At 50.1% G+C, this 19,120-nt stretch carries 18 protein-coding genes; 10 read left to right on the plus strand and 8 right to left on the minus strand.

Annotated elements, in window-relative coordinates; genetic code table 11:
- Positions 1–425 precede the first annotated feature (425 nt).
- Entirely contained in the window at positions 426–2,990 is a 2,565-nt protein-coding gene (locus AB8599_RS00290) for a class I adenylate cyclase (RefSeq protein WP_407331851.1), read from the plus strand.
- A gap of 100 nt (positions 2,991–3,090) precedes the next feature.
- Here the strand turns inward: AB8599_RS00290 and cyaY are convergent, their stop codons facing one another.
- The gene (gene cyaY, locus AB8599_RS00295; RefSeq protein ID WP_407331852.1) at positions 3,091–3,402 is read right to left on the minus strand and encodes an iron donor protein CyaY; all 312 of its coding nucleotides are present in this window, start codon (positions 3,400–3,402) and stop codon (positions 3,091–3,093) included.
- 74 nt (positions 3,403–3,476) lie between these two features.
- On the opposite strand from cyaY, the gene lptM reads away from it, so the two are divergent.
- The 6 genes from lptM to yigB all read left to right on the plus strand — a co-directional run bounded on the left by lptM (position 3,477) and on the right by yigB (position 8,155).
- Entirely contained in the window at positions 3,477–3,647 is a 171-nt protein-coding gene (gene lptM, locus AB8599_RS00300) for an LPS translocon maturation chaperone LptM (protein WP_407331853.1), read from the plus strand.
- A gap of 24 nt (positions 3,648–3,671) precedes the next feature.
- A complete protein-coding gene (lysA, locus tag AB8599_RS00305; protein ID WP_407331854.1) occupies positions 3,672–4,925 on the plus strand; it encodes a diaminopimelate decarboxylase in 1,254 nt (417 codons plus the stop codon).
- Between the two features lie 9 nt (positions 4,926–4,934).
- Complete coding sequence (dapF, locus tag AB8599_RS00310) at positions 4,935–5,765, plus strand: diaminopimelate epimerase (protein ID WP_407331855.1); 831 nt, start codon at positions 4,935–4,937, stop codon at positions 5,763–5,765.
- Positions 5,762–6,436, plus strand: coding sequence for a DUF484 family protein (locus AB8599_RS00315; protein ID WP_407331856.1), 675 nt, complete (start codon positions 5,762–5,764; stop codon positions 6,434–6,436). Before dapF ends, AB8599_RS00315 begins: the two co-directional genes overlap by 4 nt.
- On the plus strand, positions 6,433–7,347 hold the full coding sequence (gene xerC / locus AB8599_RS00320; protein WP_407331857.1) for a tyrosine recombinase XerC: 915 nt from the start codon (positions 6,433–6,435) through the stop codon (positions 7,345–7,347). Before AB8599_RS00315 ends, xerC begins: the two co-directional genes overlap by 4 nt.
- A gap of 82 nt (positions 7,348–7,429) precedes the next feature.
- Positions 7,430–8,155, plus strand: a complete 726-nt coding sequence (gene yigB, locus AB8599_RS00325; RefSeq protein ID WP_407331858.1) for a 5-amino-6-(5-phospho-D-ribitylamino)uracil phosphatase YigB — start codon at positions 7,430–7,432, stop codon at positions 8,153–8,155.
- Here the strand turns inward: yigB and AB8599_RS00330 are convergent.
- Genes AB8599_RS00330 through AB8599_RS00345 form a run of 4 tightly spaced genes read right to left on the minus strand, consistent with a single transcriptional unit; the run spans position 8,139 to position 10,500 of the window.
- Complete coding sequence (locus AB8599_RS00330) at positions 8,139–8,576, minus strand: DoxX family protein (protein ID WP_407331859.1); 438 nt, start codon at positions 8,574–8,576, stop codon at positions 8,139–8,141. The genes yigB and AB8599_RS00330 overlap by 17 nt on opposite strands.
- An 18-nt stretch (positions 8,577–8,594) precedes the next feature.
- Positions 8,595–9,350: a DNA-binding domain-containing protein gene (locus tag AB8599_RS00335; RefSeq protein ID WP_407331860.1), complete on the minus strand. Its 756-nt coding sequence runs from the start codon at positions 9,348–9,350 to the stop codon at positions 8,595–8,597.
- Complete coding sequence (locus AB8599_RS00340; protein WP_407331861.1) at positions 9,347–10,204, minus strand: DUF692 domain-containing protein; 858 nt, start codon at positions 10,202–10,204, stop codon at positions 9,347–9,349. Before AB8599_RS00340 ends, AB8599_RS00335 begins: the two co-directional genes overlap by 4 nt.
- A 35-nt stretch (positions 10,205–10,239) precedes the next feature.
- The gene (locus AB8599_RS00345) at positions 10,240–10,500 is read right to left on the minus strand and encodes a DUF2282 domain-containing protein (protein ID WP_407331862.1); all 261 of its coding nucleotides are present in this window, start codon (positions 10,498–10,500) and stop codon (positions 10,240–10,242) included.
- A 380-nt stretch (positions 10,501–10,880) separates the two neighbouring features.
- Between AB8599_RS00345 and uvrD the strand changes: the two genes are divergently transcribed.
- Positions 10,881–13,058 carry a DNA helicase II gene (gene uvrD, locus AB8599_RS00350; protein ID WP_407331863.1) on the plus strand — a complete coding sequence of 726 codons (2,178 nt, stop codon included), beginning with the start codon at positions 10,881–10,883 and terminating at the stop codon, positions 13,056–13,058.
- Positions 13,059–13,269: 211 nt separating this feature from the next.
- Here uvrD and AB8599_RS00355 read toward each other — a convergent pair whose 3' ends face one another.
- The 3 genes from AB8599_RS00355 to rarD all read right to left on the minus strand — a co-directional run bounded on the left by AB8599_RS00355 (position 13,270) and on the right by rarD (position 16,642).
- Positions 13,270–13,767 carry a DUF2780 domain-containing protein gene (locus tag AB8599_RS00355; protein ID WP_407331864.1) on the minus strand — a complete coding sequence of 166 codons (498 nt, stop codon included), beginning with the start codon at positions 13,765–13,767 and terminating at the stop codon, positions 13,270–13,272.
- 28 nt (positions 13,768–13,795) lie between these two features.
- A complete protein-coding gene (gene ggt / locus AB8599_RS00360; RefSeq protein ID WP_407331865.1) occupies positions 13,796–15,568 on the minus strand; it encodes a gamma-glutamyltransferase in 1,773 nt (590 codons plus the stop codon).
- Positions 15,569–15,733: 165 nt separating this feature from the next.
- Positions 15,734–16,642, minus strand: coding sequence for an EamA family transporter RarD (rarD, locus tag AB8599_RS00365; protein ID WP_407331866.1), 909 nt, complete (start codon positions 16,640–16,642; stop codon positions 15,734–15,736).
- A gap of 282 nt (positions 16,643–16,924) precedes the next feature.
- Between rarD and recQ the strand changes: the two genes are divergently transcribed.
- Positions 16,925–18,775, plus strand: coding sequence for an ATP-dependent DNA helicase RecQ (gene recQ, locus AB8599_RS00370; RefSeq protein WP_407331867.1), 1,851 nt, complete (start codon positions 16,925–16,927; stop codon positions 18,773–18,775).
- The gene (locus tag AB8599_RS00375; RefSeq protein ID WP_407331868.1) at positions 18,768–19,082 is read left to right on the plus strand and encodes a DUF3630 family protein; all 315 of its coding nucleotides are present in this window, start codon (positions 18,768–18,770) and stop codon (positions 19,080–19,082) included. The genes recQ and AB8599_RS00375 overlap by 8 nt, the downstream gene beginning before the upstream one ends.
- Positions 19,083–19,120: the final 38 nt, after the last annotated feature.

Here is a 19,120-nt window from a genome sequence, read left to right on the forward strand (position 1 = left end):
GTGGCGGATAAGCCTCTTCTTGGTGAGTGGATTTGAGTGACGAGTAGGATCTGTGGCAAGTAAAATGCGTGGATACTTATCGTACAAATAGCGAAAACGGCGAGCTATCAGGCAGGGTGGCGAGTCTAAATTGTGCGAATCCTTGCGCCATAGACTATCCTGTGTGATATGGATCAAATATTATTGTTCAAATTAGGGTGTGAAACGCTACTTGGTTCACCTTATTTTGAATCAAATTTGAGATAAAGCGTTGTGTGTCTCACAGTTCTGGTCATATAGTGAGCAATGTTAAGCAAAAGCGTTGTGTCGTTGCTTGCTTTACGCTCGGAGTAAAAACTGTTAGATTGATCACGTTTTTATCCATGGGACTCGCGTTGGTATTTCGTTGAGGCCTGTTTCGTTGACTAGGATGTCGGCAACTTTGGATGTTAATCTTGCAAAACTATGTTGATCAGCAAATAGAGCGTCTTAATGCCTTCAATCGAGTAAGATTGGAGCGCGCACGAAGCGCTATGCATTCTCAGGCCGTTAACGTGTTTAACGTATTGCCTGCCTTGCTGCACTTCAATCATCCGGCCGTCCCTGGCTATTTAGAACGCAGTGTTGTTCATGGCATTGCTAGCTTTACCCTCTCTGACATTCAACAAGATTTTGTCAATGATTGTGCATTGGCATCGAACACGTCCGCGCCGGAAAAGCCTATTTCTCAAGATTTCCCTATCAAAGGTATGTTCTCTATGGGCAGTACCGCGTCGATGGGGCAAAGCCTGAGCAGTGATTTAGATATTTGGGTGTGCGTGCAGCAGTGGGTCAGCGAAGAAGAGCGTTCAATGCTTGATGCTAAGTGTTCGCTCATTTCTGATTGGGCTATGTCACAAGGCGTAGAAGTGAACTTCTTCGTGATGTGTGAGCAGCGTTTCCGTCAAAACCTTGCTCAGGAAATGACGTCAGACAACTGTGGATCCAGTCAGCACTATCTTTTGTTAGATGAATTCTATCGCTCGGCTCTGCACCTCGCCGGTCAGCAACTGCTGTGGTACTTGGTGCCGCCAGAAATGGAAAACTGCTATGAAGAGTACGTGGGTGAGATGATCGCCAGCGGTGCTCTTCGTCGTGATGACTGGGTCGATTTTGGCGGGTTGCCCTCGATTCCAGCCGAAGAGTATTTTGGCTCTAGCCTTTGGCAACTATATAAGAGTATCGACTCGCCGTATAAGTCGGTACTGAAAGCGATTTTGCTCGAAGCGTATTCTTGGGAATACCCGGGTACACAGCTTCTTAGCGTTGACGGTAAACGCCGGTTCTTCTCTGGTATGGTGGATGTGTATCAGTCGGATGCTTATTACCTGATGCTTGAGAAAGTCACGCGTTATCTTGAGCGCATTGACGATCATCGTCGCCTCGACTTGGTGCGTCGCTGTTTCTACCTCAAAACCCATGAAAAGCTGACCCGTGAAGCAGGCCCTGGCTCTGTGCCTTGGCGTCGTGAAGTATTGTGCGTACTGACCCGAGAGTGGGGTTGGACACAAGACGAAATCGCACGTTTGGACAACCGTCGTAACTGGAAGGTTGAAGAAGTCAAAGTGGCGCACAATGAGCTGTTGGAAGCCTTGATGCTGAGCTATCGTAACCTGATACGCTTTGCGCGTCGCAACGACATTACCTCCGCGATTAGTCCCGAAGATATCAGTATTCTGGCGCGTAAGCTGTACGCCGCATTTGAAGTGTTGCCGGGTAAAGTCACCTTACTTAACCCTCAGCTATCCCCAGATTTGCACGAACCTAACCTGACCTTGATACAAGTGCCAGAAGACCGCAATAATCCACCGGGCTGGTATCTGTATAAGCAATCGCTTAAACCTGTCGACATCATTGGTCGTGCGCCATTAGAGCACAACCGATATTTGTCCAAGCTGGTGGCATGGGCGTACTTTAATGGCATGCTGACGGAATCAACCTGTTTACACACTGTGGCGCGTACCAGCGAAGTTGACATCGACAAGCTTTATCAGCTGGTCAGTGATATGCGAAATACCTTCTCGGTACGTCGACCACAGCCGTCTTTGCAGGCGTTGTCGAGCCCTTGTGAAATCCGCAAACTGGCACTGTTCATTAACCTTGAGCACGATCCAACGTCTAAATTAAAGCAGCCGTCCGTTCGATTTGATTTCAAAAACACTGACATCTTCAGTTATGGCTCAGAGCAGCAATGCTTGGTGGGTAGCGTCGATTTGGTTTACCGCAACAGCTGGAATGAAGTGCGTACCCTGAACTTCAAGGGTGATAACGCTATGTTGGATGTGTTGAAGACCCTGCTGGGTAAGATGCACCAAGATGCTATTCCTCCTGAGTCTGTTGATGTGTTCTGCTACGCCGGAAAAATGCGCGGCTTGATCCGTAATTTGGTGTATCAGATGGTAGCAGAGTGCATCGATATGCGATTGAAGCCAGTCGATCAGGAAAAGCGCCGCCGCTTTAAAGCGATTCGTGTGGCAGATCAAACCTTCGGCTTGTTTTTCGAACGCCGCGGCGTATCGGTACAAAAACTCGAGAACTCAGTGGAGTTTTATCGCTCAATCTCTACCAATAAGATCACGGGCTCACCGCTGGTGGTATTGGATAAAGAAGGTGAAGTTCATCCGCCTGAAGTGGTCGATGCCTATGCCAGTGAAGGCTTGATCCAATTCTTCTTCGAGGATTGCCGCGAAGGGTTCAACATCTATGTGTTGGATGAAAACAATCGCGTTGAAATGTATCGCCAATGCAGTGGTGACAAAGAAGAAATGGTGCAGGGCGTGAACCGCTTCTACACATCTTCTCAGGAAAAAGTGAGCTTTAGCGGCCAAGCCGTAAACTTCAACTTACCCCAGTTTTACGACATCATCCATCAGGCTGATGGACGTGCGCAGGTGATGCCTTATAAGAGTGACCGCCAGTGGCAACGCGGTGCGGAAACGCGCGTTGAAGCGGCGCAGACTGCTTCTCGGTAAATCTAATCGAACTTAAACATAAATATAAACGTCGCTGAAATCGCGTGATTTCAGCGACGTTGTTTTTATGCCTTGATGAAGCGCTTTTGCAATGGACGCTTTACCAATTAACCTCTTCGCCAGAATGCTTGCGACATTCTTGTTTGACCATGTCGCTAAACTCCACGCCGGTCTTGCTACAAAGCCATTTTCCTTCTTTATAGGCGAAGTGGAAGCCGCCTGATTTCGAGGCCAACCAGATCTCTGACATCGGCTCTTGACGGTTAATGATGATCTGACTGCGGTCTTCGAAATCCAGTGTCAGAACATTACCAGATGTTTCGTAATCGATATCTGCACCGCATTCATCGATACCTTCCTCGATGGCCATCCATTCTGCGTCGACAAGTTCATGGTATTCACTGGTGTTCATTGTATTCCGTCCTATTGCTTTTCAGTGTGTTGATGCGATTATAGAGGGCATTAACTTTTGGATCACTGGCATAAATGATGCGAACAACCCTGAAACTTGTTGTGCTGGCCGCAATTACCTTGCTGTCTGCATGTGGCCAACAAGGCCCACTCTATTTTCCCGAAGACACGCCTGCGCAAAACAGTGCACCAGCAGAAACGGGAAACACACAGGATACGCAAGCTCAGGGCGTTGATCAGCCATAATATATCGGACAGGGAAGAACGACGTTGGATTACTTCAATTATCAGGATGACGGACAGCTTTGGGCTGAAGAGCTGCCATTGGCGCAATTGGCTGAAACCTATGGCACGCCGCTATATGTTTATTCGCGTGCGACGCTAGAGCGCCATTGGCATGCGTTTAATAACGCGGTTGGCGATCACCCACATCTGATTTGTTATGCCGTGAAGGCAAACAGTAACTTGGGCGTGTTGAATGTGCTCGCCCGTTTAGGGTCAGGGTTTGACATTGTTTCCCAAGGTGAGCTGGAGCGTGTGCTCGCAGCAGGTGGCGATCCAGCGAAAGTGGTGTTTTCTGGGGTGGGTAAAACGGCACCAGAAATGGCGCGTGCTTTGTCGCTGGGTATTAAATGTTTCAACGTGGAATCGGAAGCCGAGCTTGACCGCCTTAATCAGGTGGCGGGTGAAATGGGCAAGGTTGCGCCTGTGAGTTTGCGAATCAATCCAGACGTAGACGCCAAAACCCATCCATATATTTCAACGGGTTTGAAAGAGAACAAGTTCGGTATTGCGTTCGATCGTGCACGTGAGGTTTATCATTACGCCCACAACTTGCCTCACCTCAACATTCACGGCATTGATTGCCATATTGGCTCTCAGTTAACCGATCTGGCCCCGTTTATTGAATCAACCGATCGCTTGCTGGCACTGATAGATGAGCTGCGTGAAGATGGTATTAACATTACGCACCTTGATGTTGGTGGTGGCTTGGGCGTGACCTATCACGATGAAAAACCGCCTCAGCCGTCTGAATATGCCAAAGCATTGTTAGATCGTCTGGAAAATCATCAGGATATTGAACTGGTGTTTGAGCCGGGTCGCGCCATTGCTGCTAATGCCGGTGTGTTGTTGACTAAAGTGGAATTTCTCAAGCACAACGCCGAGAAAAATTTCGCCATTATTGATGCGGCGATGAATGATTTACTGCGTCCTGCTTTGTATCAAGCATGGCAAGACATTGTGCCACTTCGTCCACGAGACGGCGAAGGCAAAACCTATGACTTGGTTGGCCCTGTTTGTGAAACGGGCGACTACTTAGGCAAAGACCGTAACTTGGTGTTGGAAGCGGGCGATTTTCTTGCTGTGCGTTCATCAGGTGCATACGGCTTTGTGATGTCATCGAATTACAATACTCGTAGCCGTGCTGCTGAAGTGATGGTGGACGGCGATCAAGCCCATCTGGTACGTCAGAGAGAGCCACTGGAATCACTGTGGCAGTTAGAGCAGATTTTGCCTGAATAAAGGAACCGGATGCAGATACAATTTTCGAAAATGCATGGTCTTGGCAACGACTTTATGGTGGTTGATTGCGTGACACAAAATGCGTACTTCTCTCCGGATATGATCCGTCGCTTGGCGGACAGAAACACGGGGGTGGGGTTTGATCAGTTGTTGGTGGTCGAGCCTCCCTATGATCCGGAAAGCGATTTTCATTACCGGATCTTCAATGCTGACAGCAGTGAAGTAGAGCAGTGTGGCAACGGTGCGCGCTGTTTTGCGCGCTTCGTTCGCATGAAAGGGCTGACCAACAAGCATCAAATCCAGGTGACAACCAAATCCGGCAAGATGGTGCTGAATGTTGACGGTGACGATCGGGTCACGGTTAACATGGGCGAGCCGATTTGGGAGCCATCGAAAATCCCCTTTCGCGCAAACACAGAAGAAAAAACCTATATTTTACGTGTAGGGGATAAAACCTTGTTTGTGGGCGCAGTGAGTATGGGTAATCCACATTGTGTCACTGTGGTGGATGATGTGGACACCGCAGACGTGGAATCGCTCGGGCCTTTGGTGGAATCCCATGAACGTTTCCCTGAGCGTGTTAATGCTGGATTCATGCAGGTGGTTTCTCGCCATGAAATCCGACTTCGTGTTTATGAACGCGGTGCCGGTGAAACTCAAGCCTGTGGTAGCGGCGCTTGTGCAGCGGTGGCTGTCGGCATTGCACAAGGCTTGCTTGATGAGTCAGTACGCGTGCAATTGCCGGGTGGCGATCTACACATTCGCTGGCGTGGTCCGGGTCATCCTTTGCATATGTCCGGCCCTGCTTCACATGTTTATGATGGACAAATAACAGTATGACGGAGCTTTCCAAGCTCGAAGGGCCACTGGCAAAAGCGCTTACCGATGATGCCGTGGCCAGCTATTTGAAAGACAATCCTGACTTTTTTCTTAGCCAGCCTAAACTGCTGGAGCAACTTCGACTCTCTCATCCACAACGTGGCGCGGTTTCTTTGGTTGAAATACAGCTAAGCCGATTGCGCGAACGTGTCGCTGAGCTAGAAGAAGACATCACCCAATTGATGAGTATTGCCGCTGGGAATGAAAACCTGTTTCGTGCTTTCTCGCAGGCGCACAAAGCTTTGTTTGCAGCCAGTCGTGAGCAGGATATTCATCAGGCTTTACGTACTTTAGCTTCGTCGCTGCAGCTTTCAGTCAGTTTGCGTTTGTATGATATTGGCCATCATGCCTTAAATAGAAAAAGTGTGGATGCCATCAAAGCGGCGCATTTTTGCGGTCAGCATGTTTACTTGGGTCGTCTTCGTAAGGCCGATGGCGAGCTATTTATCAGTCACGCGCCAGAGCTAGGCTCCTATGCGTTAGTGCCTGTATCCAAAGGGAAAGAGTTAGGCTTCTTGTCGTTTGCCAGCAAAGATGGTGGACACTTCCAGCCTAGCATGGACACCCTGTTTGTTGAGCAAATTGCAGAACACATTGCCATCCTTCTCACCAAGTGGCAGACGGGCGAATGAGCCTGCCTTCGGCCTTGGAAAAACCGCTGGCGCGATTTTTTGATTACATGATCCGTGAGCGAGGTTTAAGTCGCTACACAGAATCGAATTACCGCCAGCAACTGACCGCCTGCGCCACATTTCTGCAAGACTCTGGTGTGGCCGAATGGAAAGACGTTGATGCAGGCTGGGTACGTCAAATTGCCTCGCAAGCCAAGCGGGAACGGCTAAAGCCGGGCAGCATTGCTCTGCGTTTATCCGCCCTGCGTAGTTTCTTTGATTTTATGGTTGCCGATGGCGTCTTGGGGGCGAACCCTGCCAAAGGTGTTGCTGCGCCTAAACAAGGGCGCACTTTGCCGAAAAACCTCGATGTGGATGAAATCAACCAGCTGATGTCGGTCGATTCGGACGACCCCTTGTCTATACGCGATCGCGCCATGATGGAGTTAATGTATGGCGCAGGGCTGCGTTTGTCTGAGCTTACCGGCTTAAACCTTCGAGATGTGGCGGTGCGAAAAGGCGATCTTCGCGTCATCGGTAAGGGCGACAAAGAACGTATTGTACCGTTTACCGGCATGGCCAAAGAGTGGCTGATTAATTGGATTAAAGTGCGCAATCTGTTGTTGAAAGGGCCCGAAGAAGCGCTGTTTATTTCTAAATTAGGCAGCCGAATTTCGGCGCGCAGCGTACAAAAACGTATGGCTGAGTGGGGACAAAAGCAAGCGGTGAACAGCCACATTAACCCACACAAACTCAGACACAGCTTTGCGACACATATGTTGGAGTCATCCGGCGATCTACGCGCCGTGCAAGAATTGCTGGGGCATGCTGACTTGTCAACAACACAGGTCTATACCCACTTGGACTTTCAGCATCTCGCCAAAGTCTACGACGCCGCTCATCCGAGAGCGCGCAAACGAAAAAGCGATTAGACGCTAGATCTTGTGAAAACACGGATCTGGTGAAAGCAGGCATCAGGCGAATACAGGCAACGGAACGAGAAGAGGATCGCGCATGAAGTTTTACCGCAGATGGCAACCCGTCTCAGCACTGACCTTTGATCTGGATGACACCTTGTACGACAACCGAGTGGTGATTGTTCGTGCAGAACAACAACTGCTCGATTGGCTGGAAGCGCGTTGTGCACCAATGGAAGCATTTAGCTGGTCGCAGTGGCAGGAAATGCGCCAACAAGTGATTGAGCAAGATCCTCGCTTGATAGGGTTTGTCACCGATATTCGACGAGCTCAGATCACACTCGCTGCTACGCGCTGTGGCCTGAACGAGTCTTCGTCACTGCAACTGGCCAATGACGCCGTTGAATTCTTTCTATTCGAGCGCAGTAATTTCTCCGTGCCTGATCAAGCGATTGAAACCTTGGCACTATTAGCTAAGCGCTATCCGCTTTTGGCGATCACCAATGGTAATGTCGATTGCGACAGGTTGGGGCTAACGCCGTATTTTCAGCATGTTCTGCAAGCGGGGCCTGATGGGAAAGCAAAGCCAAACTTGGCCATGTTTACCAAAGCACAGCAATTGCTGACAGTGGCTCCTGAGTGCATTTTGCATGTTGGCGACCATTTGAAAGCGGATGTGCGCGGCGCGAAGTTGGCAGGGTTTAAGGCATGTTGGATTAACGAAACAGAACAGCCGCTGACAGCGCAGCGGCATGCATCTTTACTTCCGGATGTGGAAATCTCCCATCTGAGTCAGCTTTTGACTCTCACCCACGCTGTTTAAGTTTATTGTCGAGTGCCAATAAGCCCGGCCCCCAAACCGTGGTGACTAAGAGCATCACGCCCCACATTTGGTGATCGAAGAAGCCTTTGTCCCAAAGCGCTGGGTAAGACACAACCGCGACAATGTTGAAAACGAACAGCGCAAAAGCCGCTGGGCGAGTTAATAAACCTAACAGTAAAAATAGAGGCAGGATAAGCTCCGCTGCCGTTCCTAAGTAGGCGGCCATTTCCCAAGGCAACACCGGTACCTGATACTCGTACTCAAACAGATACAGTGTGCTGTCCCAGCTCGCTATTTTGGTTTGTCCTGCGCGAAAAAACACCCATGCGACCCAGAGGCGACTGATCAGCAGCAGCACTGGCGCGAGGGGTTTGAGCACGGACGCAAAAATATCGTCCAATTTGGTAATCACAGAAAGCATACGCGATGTCCTTTTTTCTTATGGCGTGTCAATGAGAGTAAAGTCGGTGAACACACCGCGCTGCATGGCGCAGGCGACGTGCTGGAGTAAATGGGGGGCAATATCGCCAAACGGTAATTGCTCGCAAGCCGCAATGAATGCCATTTCTTCGGCTTCAAGCACAGTGACGACTAGCGCATCGTGGCGTCGCTGAATGAGCACCGCCTCAGAGCTAAGAGGGTCAAGCAATTGCAGCGCCGCTTCATCGTGATGGGTGATGGCTTGCCAAATGCTGCAGATAGCGAAACGGCTTTGCATTACTTTGACCGTCGGTGAGACCTGAAGCTGAATATTGCCAAACGCTTCTGGTGTCACTTGCGCTAAGGCATCAACGGGAAACGGCGTTTTGGATATCGCTGTCTGACTGACGGTTTGTATGTGCCATTCCAACGTGGCGATATCGGCAAGGGAAGGCACGGCTTCGATGATGTTGGGCAATGACGTAATCGTCTCGTCAAACCCTTCGCCATAGCGATCAGCGCAGGCATTATTCATCGGTGTGGCGAGCACATGCTGGCGTGCGATAGCAGCAAAACATTCATCGCCTACCAGCGCATTCACCACGGGGTAAACCACCGCGAGGCACTCTGTTAAGGTCATCACGAAGTTGTTCCGATAGACCTGCAATAACGCATCGGGTGCAGTCACGCCTTGAGCCACCGGCAATTGGTGTGGCTGATAGTGCAACGCATCACCAAATTGGCGCTGCAGGGCGGCGAGATCTGGCGATGTCATGATGCCACCTCTCGCAAAGAGCCATGAGATAGTGCCTTTAAGATTGAATCGGCTTTCGCGGCTTCCGCCAGCAATACTTCTGGCGTGGGAATGTCTCTGTCCCATTCAATCAGGGTGTGCCGTGGGCCGTTTGCTGCGATCCATTGATGATAAAGCGCCCAAACAGGCTCAGACACGGGCTGGCTGTGAGTATCAATCCAAATTTCACCCTCGGGCAATGGATTGACGACGTAGCCTGCCAAATGGATTTCTTTTACCCACTCGGGGTCAATGGCGGCTAAGTATTGTTGCGTGTCAAAGCCATGATTAAAGGCGCTGACATGCACGTTATTGAGATCGAGCAGTAACCCACAACCAGTGCGTCTGGCGACTTCCGCCAGAAACTCCCACTCAGGAATGGTGGAGTGGCTAAAGCTCAAATAACTCGAAGGGTTTTCCACCAGAATTTGTCGGCTGAGATAGTCTTGGGTGATGTCGACATTGGTACAAAACACATCCAGTGCTTCTTCGGTGTATGGCAGTGGCAGTAAGTCATTAAAGTACTCGCCATTCACAGAACTCCAGCTGAGGTGATCGGAGACAAAGAGCGGCTCGATAGCATCAACCAGTCGTTTAAGACGGCGCAGGTGATCATGGTTGATGGGATCTGTTGAACCCAACGATAAACCTACGCCATGACAGCTAATCGAATATTGGCGTCGCAAAGCATGCAACATCTGAAAAGCATCAGAATCAGGCTGGAAAAAGTTCTCGCTGTGTACTTCTAACCATCCTATATCCGGGGATTGATTGATGAAGTGATCATGATGCGGATGCCGCAGCCCTACGCCAATCCACGGAGAAACCTTTTCCATGCCTAACCCCTGTTCCGATTAAGACGCTGCTCTAATTACGATGCGGTTTTAGCGCTGCCTGACAGACGGTCACAAAGACCTTGAGGCACGACGATGAATGCATCTTTCTGAGCGTCTTGGGTCGACGTTCCTGCACAAGAGCTAGTCGCCGTTGCACAGTCGTTTTTACCCGCTTTTGCCACGCCGTAGCATTTTTCTTTTTCTGCAGCTTGGGCAACGGTAGTCGTCAAAGTGGTTGCACCCACAGCAAGCAGACTGGTAACAGCAGCAGCGACAGCAAAGTTAGTCTTTTTCATGTCAATTCCTCGTAGTAAGGACGAAGGTCCTTAGAATTATCAATTAATTAAACAAAGAGCCGTCTTCAATGACGTGCTCACCTAAAAGGATAGGTTGAGAGAATGAAAACTTTCGCCGTTGCGGTTATTTTTTATTCAAAAATAACTAAGGCTAAGTTATTCAAAGATTAATCAGTTGATATTTATGATTTTATTTTTCTAGGCGTTGTTTCGATATATGTGCAGGATACTGACTAGGGTTGATGGGGAAGCTGAGTAACGTGGCGTTAATATCGGGTGCATGTTGGTCTTTGCCCCAGAAAATTGGTGTTCGGTTCGCACCTGAAAGTCACTTGGGTATATAATCCTCAACCAGTGTATAAATAACCAGTGAATGAACGATGGACGTATCCTACCTGATTGACGGTCTTAACGACAAACAACGCGAAGCCGTGGCCGCACCGCTCGGCAACTATCTGGTACTCGCTGGCGCGGGCAGTGGCAAAACCCGAGTGCTTGTTCATCGCATCGCCTGGTTAATGAAAGTTGAACATGCCTCGCCGTTTTCAGTTTTGGCGGTGACTTTTACCAACAAAGCGGCAGCAGAGATGCGTGGGCGTATTGATCAACTGATGCAGGGAACGTCATCTGGCTTGTGGTGCGGTACCTTTCATGGATTGTGTCACCGCATTTTGCGTGCTCATCACCTTGATGCGGATCTGCCGCAAGATTTTCAAATTCTGGATTCTGACGATCAACAGCGTCTGCTGCGTCGTTTGATCAAAGCACAAAACCTTGATGAGAAACACTGGCCTGCGCGTCAGGCATCGTGGTACATCAATGCCAAAAAAGACGAGGGCTTACGCCCACATCATATTGATGCGCAGTTCGACCCGGTAGAAAAAACCTGGCTGCGCGTTTATAGCGCCTATCAAGAAGCGTGTGACCGTTCAGGGCTGGTGGATTTTGCTGAGCTCTTGCTACGCTGCCACGAGTTATTGCGCGATAAAACCCACATTCGTGAGCATTATCAGGCGCGTTTCCAGCACATTTTGGTCGACGAATTTCAAGACACCAACAACATCCAATACGCATGGCTGCGCATGATGGCTGGCACGCAAGCCAATGTGATGATCGTGGGTGATGATGACCAATCTATCTACGGGTGGCGCGGCGCGAAGATAGAAAACATTCAACGCTTCCTTGATGAATTTGCTGGCGCGCAGACCATTCGTCTTGAACAGAACTACCGTTCAACGGGTAATATTTTGAAGGCGTCGAACCATCTCATCACCAACAACTCAGAACGTATGGGCAAGAGCCTGTGGACTGACGGTCACGAAGGTGAACTAATCTCTGTATACAGTGCGTTCAATGAGTTGGATGAAGCCCGCTTTGTTGTTGGTAAAATCAAATCTTGGCATGACGAAGGCGGCGCATTGAACGATTGCGCCATGCTCTATCGCAACAACGCCCAATCTCGTGTGCTGGAAGAGGCCTTGATTCAGGCTGGCCTGCCGTATCGCATATACGGCGGCATGCGATTTTTCGAACGCCAAGAAATCAAAGATGCATTGGCATACCTGCGTTTGATGGCGAACCGTTTTGATGACGCAGCCTTTGAACGTGTGATCAACACGCCAACGCGTGGAATGGGCGATCGTACTTTGGAAACCATTCGCCTGGCGGCACGCGATCGCGGCGCGACCATGTGGGAAGCCAGTACTCAGTTATTGGAAGAGCAAGTGTTGGCGGGACGTGCCGCTAACTCACTGCGTCGTTTTGTTGAATTGGTCAATGCGCTAGAAGACGAGACGCGTGAGATGGCGCTGTTTCAACAAACCGATTACGTGATCCAACATTCGGGCTTACGTGCGATGTACGAAGCCGAAAAAGGCGAGAAAGCACAGGCACGTATTGATAACTTAGAAGAACTCGTTACCGCAACCCGCCAGTATGAAGCGCCGGAAGAGGTGCAAGAAGACATGACGCCGCTATCGGCCTTCTTGTCTCATGCTGCCTTAGAAGCAGGCGAAGGGCAGGCGGATGAATTTGACGATGCCGTGCAGCTTATGACACTTCACAGCGCCAAAGGGTTGGAATTCCCAATGGTGTTTATGGTTGGTGTGGAAGAGGGCATGTTCCCAAGCCAAATGTCATCCGAAGAAGCGGGGCGCCTCGAAGAAGAGCGTCGCCTTTGCTACGTGGGTATGACGCGCGCCATGAAAAAGCTGTTTATCACCCATGCTGAAATGCGCCGTGTGTATGGCAAAGACATGTTCCACAAAGCGTCACGCTTCATTCGTGAATTGCCTGAAGAGTGCCTAGAAGAAGTGCGTATGCGCGCCAAAGTGTCGCGTCCCGCTGCCGCAAGTGGTCGTTTCTCGCAAACGCAGACTCAGCAGAACTTCAACCAAACGGGCTTTACTCTCGGCCAACGTGTCCAGCATCCAAAATTTGGTGAAGGCACAATTATCAACTTTGAAGGCAGCGGCAATCAAAGCCGTGTGCAGGTTGCCTTTAATGGAGAAGGGATCAAGTGGCTGGTGACGCAATATGCCAAGCTAGAAGCGATGTAACTGCAGACACTGTTAAGCACCATGCTTTAAAGCCAAAAGCCAAAAGCCAAAAGCCAAAAGCCAAAAGCCAAAAGCCAAAAGCCAAAAGCCAAAACGTTTAGGCATGGAAAAACGACAGTAAAAAGAAGGGGTGGCTTAGGCCACCCCTTCTTTTTCGTCTGTTGGTTCTTGTATCGCACTCAAGGTAAAGAGAAGGGAAACAAGAGACAGGTTATTTTGCTGCGCCCCAAGCGTCGGTCAAACCGCTAATGAGCGATTCGCTGGCACCTTCACCGGTCAGGTATTTCAGTATTACAGGGGCAAATTTTGCCACCATGCCCGAGTCTAAGCCCAGTACATTAAATACCTTGTCTACGGATTCTAGATTACCAAGGTTACTGGCAAGACCCTCTGGAATCATCCCTGTTAGTGAATCCATTCCTGGTACCATTTTGAGCAACTCACTGCTCTGCTCTTCACCAAGAGATTGGTAAGCCATGGCAAGGAGTGCGCCTGCGCCGCCAGCGGCTTGCTTGTCATTGACACCAAGATCTGTCGACAGCAACGACGTGAGAGGGTTGTCTGCCGTTTTTGTATCTACGCCATTGAGCAAGTTGCTGGCTTCTTTGTTTGCTTCGCCGAGTAAACCGTCCAAGCTAAGCGCTTGAGCGGGCAACGCTGCGGCAGCGAGCACGGCACAAAGTGCCATGGTATTGATTTTACGTAACATTAGAATTCTCCTGATGGTGCTTAACGAGTTACTGTGCAGTGACCAGCCCTTCGCGCCTTGGGTCGGCTCCGCCTTCCAATGCGCCACTGTCGATAACAATACCGTGGATGCCGGATGTTAAGTCACGAATATCGACCTTATATCCCATCTGTTCAAGTGCCGGTTTGAAACTTTCTGCATCCGTCCCTGCTTCGAGATCGTAAGTGCCAAAGCGATTGACCAGATGTGGTAAGTCGATGGCTGATTGAATGTCTAATCCCCAATCGAGATGCGCAACCAGTGTTTTGGCGACATAACCGATAATGCGACTGCCACCCGGAGAACCTACGGCCATGTAAGGTTTGCCATCACGCATCACAATGGTCGGTGCCATGGATGAACGTGGGCGTTTACCCGGCTCAATACGGTTTGCGATAGGCACGCCGTCTTTTTGAGTGGCAAAGGAGAAATCCGTTAACTCGTTGTTGAGCAAGAAACCACGGGTCATTAAGCGCGAGCCAAAGCCGTTTTCAATGGTGGTGGTGATGGAGACAATGTTGCCCGCTTTATCCACAATGGAAAAATGGCTGGTTGACGGAAGCTCAATGGATTGGTCATCGGCCAATGTCGGTGCTTTCATCGCATGACTGAACTGCGGCATGCCGGGTGATACGTCCGTCATGGCGCCTTCAGCAGGGATCAATGCCGCGCGGGCTTTCAAGTATTCGGGGGCTAACAAGCCTTCGGTTGGCACTGGCACATAGTCAGTATCCGCGATATAGCGCCCACGGTCTGCAAAGGCTAAGCGAGAAGCGTCACCAAATAAACGCCAGCTTTCCGGGTTGTCTTTGCCGAGATCTTTCAGTGGGAAGTGACTCAAAATGCCAAGGATTTGCCCGACAGTAATCACGCCTGAGGTCGGCGGTCCCATGCCGCAGACTCGGTATTGACGATAAGGGGCGCAGACAGGTTGGCGTTCAACAATGCGGTAATCGGCCAAATCTTTTTTACTCAATACGCCGGGGTTGCCCGCCGCGTTTTGGACGGTCTCGACAATGTCATCGGCGATGGGGCCTTGGTAGAAGTTGTCGACATCCTCTGCCACCATTTTCAAGGTGCTGGCGTATTCGAGGTTCACTAAACGATCGCCAATGCTCAGAGGGTTACCGTTGTCGTCAAAGAAATATTGGTGAGTCGCAGGGTAGCGGCGCAGCCTATCAGCATCGCCTTCAATCAGTGCAGCCAAACGAGGTGACACTTCAAAACCGGTTTGTGCCAATTCAATCGCAGGGGTGAGCACGGCGCGCCAAGACAGGTCACCATATTTAGCGTGGGTATCATGCATTAAGCGCAACGTACCCGGTGTGCCCACTGACAGTCCGCCGACGACGGCATCATAGAACTTCAGAGGCTGACCATTTTCATCAAGAAACAGCGTTGGCGTTGCTGCCATCGGGGCGGTTTCTCGACCATCAAAGGTGGTTAAAGTTTGTGTCTTGTTATCCCAATACACCAAAAATGCGCCACCACCAATGCCTGAACTTTGTGGTTCGACTAAACCCAAAACGGTTTGTACGGCGACCATGGCATCAATGGCATTGCCACCTGCTTTCAGAATGGATTCTGCGGCTTTGCTAGCGTGAGGGTTGGCAGACGCCACCATCCACTGTGTACCTTTCACACTTTTGCGCATGACGCTGCCTGTCGAAAGCTCAGGCGCAATAGCATCCGTGATTTGGCCTTCAGTGGTGGCGTTGGCAGTGCCGGCCATCATCAGGCTGAGTGCCAGTATAGATAAGAGTCGAGTCGGGGGCTTTTTCATTCTAATTCCTTTTAACGCACGAGCGGTTAGCCTTTGAGTATAGTTCGCTAATGAGCGAGAAGTGTGTCGGATTAACGAGGCAGGATGTCACTTTTTACCAATGAAGGCAGGAAGATAGAAAATATTGAGGGCATAAGAAAAACGGCACCTTGCGGTGCCGTGATATCAAGATGATGAGTTTAATGCGCGTTTTTTCTTTTGTTCTCTGACGGCGTCAAACGTGAAAATAGCGAGCGCAGCCCAAATAAAAGCAAAGGTCGTGGCCTTATCAGCAGTAAACGGTTCGGTATAAATGCCCACGGCTAGCAAGAACATAATGCTCGGGCCAATGTATTGGAAAAAACCGAGCGTCGACAAACGTAATTTGGTCGCCGCACCGTTAAAGCATAACAAAGGCAGCGTCGTGACCACGCCTGCTGCAATCAGCAGCAAATTGATATTCCAACTGTTGTTAAGCAAGTTGGATGTGGCACTGTCAGCAATAAAGAACAAATAGATCAAAGACGCGGGCAACAATACAGCCGTTTCGATAAATAGCCCTGTCGCGGCATCCACATTGATTTTCTTACGCAATAAGCCATAACAACCAAAGCTGCCCGCTAACACCAGTGCGACCCATGGCAGTGACCCAAACGTGATCACCTGAATGGCGACACCAGAAAACGCCAATGCCACGGCCACCCATTGCAAACGGCGGAAGCGTTCACCGAGGAACACCATACCCAGCACCACATTAAACAGTGGGTTGATGTAATACCCAAGGCTGGCATCGAGCATATGGTTACTGTTCACTGCCCAGATGAAAATCAGCCAGTTGGTGGCGATAACTAACGCCGTTATGGTCAATAGCCCAAGACGCTTGGTGTCTTTCAGTAGCAACGTAACGCGCGCAACGCCGCCACTCATTTTCACAATGATGGCGAGAAAGAAGAAAGACCACAGCACACGGTGCATCAGTACTTCTAGTGCTGGCACTTCGGTCAGCGCTTTAAAGTAAATCGGGGCGATGCCCCACATGGTGTAAGCGCCAAGGGCGAGGAATACGCCACGGCGGGTTTGTTGTGCATCATTCACTGCAAGATCTCAACATTCTAAACACGACAAAGAGCAAAAACCGCCAAAAGGCGGCGCGGACAGCGAAAAATAAGGGGTATTGATGGTTTGCCTAGCGCGTAGGCGTATTATGACCATCAAAAATAAACGGTTTGGCTGCATGAATCAGTATATGGAGGATGCATAACTAAGCACACCCCAAAGATGACAAATTGCTGAGAAAGTAGTGTGTATTGGCGGCTTGGCTTTCAACATCGGCGTCGGGCGTTTAGAATGAGCGCCAATTCATTAAAGAGAGGCATCATGACCGTCACTGATTCTGCCGCACAAACGCCGGAGCTTGCCCAAGACGAATCTGTTTTGCAGTCGGTGTTTGGCTATCACAGCTACCGAGACGGTCAAAAGGAAGTCATTGATGCCGCTATCGCGGGTCAAGATTGCCTTGTCATCATGCCAACGGGTGGCGGTAAAAGCCTGTGCTACCAAATTCCTGCTTTGGTGCGCGAAGGTTTGACGATTGTTATCTCTCCGCTTATTTCACTGATGAAAGATCAGGTCGACCAACTGCTTGCAAACGGCGTGCAGGCATCGTGTATTAACTCATCAATGCTCCCTGACGCCCAAGCAGCAACGTGGCAAGCACTGCGTGAAGGCAACCTCTCGCTTTTGTATGTCTCGCCTGAGCGAGTCTTGATGCGTGACTTTATCGAACGTTTACAGGCGGTGAAGATTGGCCTGATTGCGGTGGATGAAGCGCACTGTATCTCTCAATGGGGACACGATTTTCGTCCTGAGTACGCCCAGCTTGGCTGCCTAAAACAGCATTTCCCTGATGTACCTGTGATGGCGTTAACCGCCACTGCGGATGACACGACGCGTCAGGATATTTGCTCGCGTCTTGCGTTGGATGCTCCGCACTCTTTTCTCGGCAGTTTTGATCGCCCTAATATTCGCTACACCTTGGTGGAAAAACACAAACCGCTCGCGCAATTGACCCAATTTCTCGCCGGACAAAGCGGGCAAAGTGGCATCATTTATTGCAGTAGCCGTAAAAAGGTAGAGCAGGTTGCCGAAAAGTTGTGCGATCAAAACCTACGCGCGGCGGCCTACCATGCAGGCATGAGCAACGAACAACGCGCATGGGTACAAGAAGCTTTTCAGCGTGATGATGTGCAAATTGTGGTGGCGACGGTCGCGTTCGGTATGGGGATTAATAAACCCAATGTGCGCTTTGTGGTTCACCATGACATTCCGCGCAATATCGAATCCTATTATCAGGAAACCGGACGTGCTGGGCGCGATGGTTTGCCTGCTGAAGCGGTGATGTTTTATGACCCGTCGGACATTGGCTGGTTGCATCGCTGTTTGGAAGAAAAGCCAGAAGGGCCGCAAAAGCAGGTAGAAAGCCACAAGCTCAATGCCATGGGTGCGTTTGCGGAAGCGCTCACCTGTCGCCGTTTGGTGTTGTTGAACTATTTTGGCGAATACCGCGAGAAGCCTTGCGGAAACTGCGATATTTGCTTAGACCCACCGACCTTGTTTGATGGCACAGAGCAAGCGCAGAAAGCCTTGTCCTGTGTGTATCGTGTGAACCAAAGCTTTGGTGTGGGTTACACCGTAGAAGTGTTACGTGGCATGCAAAATCAGCGTATCAAAGAACATGGACACGAAAAGATCAGCACTTATGGACTTGGTAAGGCCCACAGTCATGAGTATTGGGTCAGCATTTTCCGTCAGCTGATCCATCGCGGCTACTTGATGCAAAACATTGCGCGAAGCTCGGTGCTGCAACTGACCGAAGAAGCACGCCCTGTCTTGCGCGGAGAAACTGCGCTTGAGCTAGCCGTACCGCGTCTTGGTCTGTCACCACGCAGCAAAGCCGATAAGCTTGGCAAACGTAATTACGATAAGAAGCTATTCGCTAAGTTACGTAAACTGCGCAAAGCGATAGCAGACAAAGAAGACATCCCGCCGTATGTGGTATTTAACGATGCGACGCTGATTGAGATGGCTGAGATGATCCCAACCTCTCAAGGCGAGTTGCTGGCGGTCAATGGTGTGGGTCAGCGCAAATTGGAAAAATACGGCCATGTATTTTTGGATGTGATTGAAGACCACATTACGCTCAACACGGATGATGCGAGCTATGGATAAGTCAGCGTTTGTTTTGACGTACTTTGATGCCAATGAAGGGCGACTAGTGTTGGCGGTGGATGACATGGACTTCGACAACGCCGAAACCATGCTAGACACGTTTTGCTACCTGATTGGCGCCAACGCGCAAGACAAGCAAACCGATGCTGATTTACACACTTGGCTAATCGATTTTGAAGGCGTCACCTTTGTGCTCAAAGCTGAACATTACAGTGCCAGCGTGTGGTTGGAGCGCTTTGGTAAAGAAGGCGATGAAGAGCTCGCATTCCTGCATCGTTGGTTAAGTCAACGCCTTGCCCTAGCGTGATCGTGAGGCCAACGCGACGGCAGTTGGCAAGCTTCAAA

The organism is Enterovibrio litoreus, assembly GCF_045679545.1.
In the GTDB taxonomy this organism is placed as follows: domain Bacteria; phylum Pseudomonadota; class Gammaproteobacteria; order Enterobacterales; family Vibrionaceae; genus Enterovibrio.

Coding starts and splice junctions, on each gene's coding strand:
- uvrD (WP_407331863.1), top strand. CDS start 10,881: ATGGACGTATCCTACCTGATTGACGGTCTTAACGACAAACAACGCGAA.
- lptM (WP_407331853.1), top strand. CDS start 3,477: ATGATGCGAACAACCCTGAAACTTGTTGTGCTGGCCGCAATTACCTTG.
- cyaY (WP_407331852.1), bottom strand. CDS start 3,402: ATGAACACCAGTGAATACCATGAACTTGTCGACGCAGAATGGATGGCC.
- recQ (WP_407331867.1), top strand. CDS start 16,925: ATGACCGTCACTGATTCTGCCGCACAAACGCCGGAGCTTGCCCAAGAC.
- AB8599_RS00340 (WP_407331861.1), bottom strand. CDS start 10,204: ATGGAAAAGGTTTCTCCGTGGATTGGCGTAGGGCTGCGGCATCCGCAT.
- AB8599_RS00315 (WP_407331856.1), top strand. CDS start 5,762: ATGACGGAGCTTTCCAAGCTCGAAGGGCCACTGGCAAAAGCGCTTACC.
- AB8599_RS00375 (WP_407331868.1), top strand. CDS start 18,768: ATGGATAAGTCAGCGTTTGTTTTGACGTACTTTGATGCCAATGAAGGG.
- AB8599_RS00330 (WP_407331859.1), bottom strand. CDS start 8,576: ATGCTTTCTGTGATTACCAAATTGGACGATATTTTTGCGTCCGTGCTC.
- ggt (WP_407331865.1), bottom strand. CDS start 15,568: ATGAAAAAGCCCCCGACTCGACTCTTATCTATACTGGCACTCAGCCTG.
- AB8599_RS00355 (WP_407331864.1), bottom strand. CDS start 13,767: ATGTTACGTAAAATCAATACCATGGCACTTTGTGCCGTGCTCGCTGCC.
- AB8599_RS00345 (WP_407331862.1), bottom strand. CDS start 10,500: ATGAAAAAGACTAACTTTGCTGTCGCTGCTGCTGTTACCAGTCTGCTT.
- xerC (WP_407331857.1), top strand. CDS start 6,433: ATGAGCCTGCCTTCGGCCTTGGAAAAACCGCTGGCGCGATTTTTTGAT.
- yigB (WP_407331858.1), top strand. CDS start 7,430: ATGAAGTTTTACCGCAGATGGCAACCCGTCTCAGCACTGACCTTTGAT.
- AB8599_RS00290 (WP_407331851.1), top strand. CDS start 426: ATGTTAATCTTGCAAAACTATGTTGATCAGCAAATAGAGCGTCTTAAT.
- dapF (WP_407331855.1), top strand. CDS start 4,935: ATGCAGATACAATTTTCGAAAATGCATGGTCTTGGCAACGACTTTATG.
- AB8599_RS00335 (WP_407331860.1), bottom strand. CDS start 9,350: ATGACATCGCCAGATCTCGCCGCCCTGCAGCGCCAATTTGGTGATGCG.